This is a genomic window from Paenibacillus sp. OT2-17, assembly GCF_009827695.1.
Lineage (GTDB): Bacteria > Bacillota > Bacilli > Paenibacillales > Paenibacillaceae > Paenibacillus > Paenibacillus polymyxa_B.
The window spans coordinates 1-3,598 of record NZ_WUDQ01000385.1 but is presented as its reverse complement, the minus strand read 5'-3'; the positions used below and the strand labels follow the sequence as shown (position 1 = coordinate 3,598).

The window sequence follows — 3,598 nt, the reverse complement described above, 5'->3', positions numbered from 1 at the left end:
CGGGCTGGTGTCGGGGGTCTGTTTTGCCGCACTCGGGAATACCGTCGTCTGTGTAGATCAGAATGAGGATAAAATTCATCAGCTGCGTGCAGGTGGGGTGCCGATTTATGAACCGGGATTAAAGGCTCTAATTAAAGATAATGTAGAACAAGGCCGACTAAGCTTTACAACAGATACGGCTGCTTCGGTGGAGGCAGCCGAAATTGTTATTTTGGCGGTCGGTACACCTTCGCTGCCAGGCGGAGAAGCGAACCTGTCCTATATTGAAGAAGCCGCCTGCGAGGTGGCAGACGCCATGAATGGCTACAAAATAATTGTCACCAAAAGCACGGTGCCTGTCGGAACGAACGAACGTATTCAAAATTGGATTGCGAGCCGCACAAATTATCCGTTTGGTGTGGCTTCGGTTCCCGAATTTTTACGTGAAGGTTCAGCAGTCATAGACACCCTACAGCCAGATCGAATCATCATCGGAGCTTCCGATCCGCATGTGTCCACTGTGCTGACTACACTGCACGAACCGTTGACGACAAATATCGTAACCACGGATATCCGTTCGGCGGAGATGATCAAGTACGCGTCGAATGCTTTTTTGGCGACCAAAATTTCGTTTATTAATGAGATTGCAAATATTTGTGAAAAGGTGGGCGCAGACGTTACACGCGTGGCACACGGTATGGGGCTGGATCAGCGGATCGGTTCCTCCTTTTTGTCTGCTGGTATCGGCTATGGGGGTTCCTGTTTTCCCAAGGATACACAAGCTCTGATCCAAATTGCTGGCAACGTGGACTATGAATTCAAGCTGCTGAAATCTGTGGTGGAAGTGAATCAGGGGCAACGTTTTAACGTGATTCGTAAGCTAAAAGAGGCGCTGGGTGATCTGGAAGGAGCCACGATTGGCATATGGGGGCTGGCCTTTAAACCGAATACAGATGATGTAAGAGATGCCCCGGCGCTGGATATTATGCAGTCGCTGCTGGAGGCAGGGGCGCAAATTCGTGCATATGACCCGATCGCTACCGCTAACTTCCGCCGACTGCTGGACAGCTCGGAAGTAACGTGGGCAGATAGCGCACGAGAAGCGGCAGAGGGATGTGACGCACTGTGTCTATTGACGGAATGGGAAGAGTTTGGTGATATCGGGTTGGGTGAGCTGAATGAGCTTATGAAGTATCCAATTATGATTGACGGACGCAATGTGTACAGCGAGGAGCAAATCAGACAATCCCCCTTTGCATACTATTCTGTCGGTAGGCCACAGATGAACAATCTGGATGTAGATCGTTATCAGTCTGTAGTAAATCCGTAAAGGGGAGGCTGCATATGAAACGATGGCTGAAGATGACATTGGGGGCTGCGGCGTTATTGGTCGTAGGGGCTACTGCCTACACCGCTTATGTGTATCATTCCTTTAAAACAGCGGCGAATGCGATGTATCATCCGCGCAGCATCGTGCAGCCTGGGTCGGTTTCTACCCTTGCAACGGGCGGAGCAGGGCGATCCGTAGATACAGACTCTGGATCAAGTACACCCAATCCGGCAGCCATCTCCCAGTTCAAGCCGTTCACCGTGCTGGTACTGGGCGTAGATCGGCGGCCTCACGATCCAGGACGATCGGATACGATGATCGTCTTGTCTGTTAACCCTGCCGAAGGCTCTATGTTGATGTTCAACATCCCACGTGATACGCGAACAGAGTTGATCGGCAGGGGGCGTGAGGACAAAATCAATCACGCTTTTGCTTTTGGGGGCGTGGATATGTCGATCCGTACGGTAGAGCATTTTTTGAACCATCCGATAGATTACTATGTACAGATGAACATGGAAGGGTTTGCGAAAATGGTGGACCTTGTGGGGGGAGTCGAGGTTCATAACCCACTTGATTTTCAATATGAGGGCCATCATTTTGCGCAGGGTAATTTGAACTTGAACGGGGCTGAGGCGTTGGCCTACGCCCGTATGCGTTTTGATGATCCACGTGGGGATCTCGGAAGAAATGCTCGCCAGCGGGAGCTACTCAAGCAAATTCTTGCCCAGTCCATCAGCAAGGAAGGGCTGTTGAGGGTAAAACCGATACTGGAGGCAGCGGGGGAGCAGATTCGCACAGACATTACCTTTGACGATATGACCACCTTCCTGACCCGGATCGGTCCGTCCCTCAAGCAGACGGATAGCGTTGAGCTGAAGGGACATGGGCGTAAAATCAACGGCGTGTATTATTACATTGTGGATGAGCAGGAACGCCAGCGTATCCATGGAGTGCTGGAGAAGCACATGCTTACCGAGGCCATATCGCCTTAGGTAAGCCTTATGTAGACGGGTGCCCTATTGGGAGGTCACCCGTTATTTTCTTATAAAGTCTTCTAAAAAAGGCTTGTCCCACATACATCTGTAGAGAATTCGGTATAGTCCAACAGAGGGAGGGGCAATGTGTGCTGTTTAGAAGGAGAGCGGCTTCGGCGTTCGTCCGTAAGCTATTATATTTTGCAATCATATGTGGATTGTTATGGTTGCTGTGGCTGGGTCTGCATGGGGTGATGTCTACAGGCGAGGGCGATCAAGCGGTAGAAGCACTGAACGAGTTCTACACTATGGAGCAATCGGGAAATTTCGGAGGCTCATGGGAGCTTTTTCATTCGCAAATGAAAAAGAAATTCGAGAAGTCCACGTATGTACAGCAGCGTGCGCACGTTTTTATGCAGGATATGGGGACGGATACGTTCACGTTTGAACTGGGGGAGCCGCAGGATGAATATGACATTCGTACCGATCAGAATGGAGAAGAGTTAGGGAAAGTTTACCGTATTACAGTCACTCAGCATTACAAGACCCGATTCGGTAATTTTGATATCGTACAGCCTTGTTATGTGACGCAGGAAGATGAGAAGTGGCGGGTGCTTTGGATATATAAGGACAAGGAATAGAGGTTGTGTGGTGTTTCTAAAAGGTTAAATATGGTACAATACTTCCAAAACCGGAAATGTACAGTAAAATGGATCACAGCTTCACTCCGGATGGAAGGAGTTTCAAAGCATGCAGCAAGCGACAGGACAGGTTCCCGTCATACGTATGGAGGGTGTGAGTAAAATCATTTCCTCAAAAGCGATCGTGGATGATCTGACGCTGGAGGTTCCGGCGGGGCAGGTATTTGGTTTCCTTGGACCCAATGGTGCGGGAAAAACGACCACCATCCGTATGATGGTTGGCCTGATTTCGATCAGCAAGGGCGATATTCATATTTGTGGAGACAGCATCAATACCGATTTTGAAAAGGCTGTTGCCCATGTCGGCGCGATTGTTGAGAATCCAGAGATGTACAAGTTTTTGACAGGTTATCAAAATTTGCAGCATTTTGCGCGAATGTCTCCTGGGGTGACCCAAGAGCGCGTGGATGAAGCGATTCGTCTGGTGGGACTCGGAAACCGGATTCACGATAAAGTAAAAACCTATTCGCTCGGGATGCGGCAGCGACTTGGGGTAGCTCAGGCGATTTTGCATCGACCGAAGCTGCTCGTGCTGGACGAGCCGACCAATGGCTTGGACCCGCAGGGTATTCGTGAACTGCGGGATTATTTGCGTCAATTGACCCGTACGGAAG

Annotated in this window: 4 protein-coding genes; all 4 read left to right on the top strand. The window is 49.9% G+C overall.

Going from position 1 to position 3,598, the window contains the following annotated elements; genetic code table 11:
* On the top strand, nucleotides 1-1,309 hold a 1,309-nt coding region (locus tag GRP75_RS21700; RefSeq protein ID WP_160790331.1), incomplete at its 5' end, for a UDP-glucose dehydrogenase family protein.
* Nucleotides 1,310-1,323: 14 nt separating this feature from the next.
* Nucleotides 1,324-2,301 (top strand): LCP family glycopolymer transferase, encoded by a 978-nt coding sequence (locus GRP75_RS21695; RefSeq protein ID WP_160790330.1) that lies wholly within the window; start codon nucleotides 1,324-1,326, stop codon nucleotides 2,299-2,301.
* A gap of 131 nt (nucleotides 2,302-2,432) precedes the next feature.
* Nucleotides 2,433-2,924: a hypothetical protein gene (locus tag GRP75_RS21690; RefSeq protein WP_160790329.1), complete on the top strand. Its 492-nt coding sequence runs from the start codon at nucleotides 2,433-2,435 to the stop codon at nucleotides 2,922-2,924.
* A gap of 109 nt (nucleotides 2,925-3,033) precedes the next feature.
* Nucleotides 3,034-3,598: ABC transporter ATP-binding protein (locus GRP75_RS21685; protein WP_160790328.1), on the top strand; the 565-nt coding region annotated here is incomplete at its 3' end.

Bases quoted from the DNA above. Each gene is read 5' to 3' on its own strand.
- GRP75_RS21695 (WP_160790330.1), top strand. From the start codon at position 1,324: ATGAAACGATGGCTGAAGATGACATTGGGGGCTGCGGCGTTATTGGTC.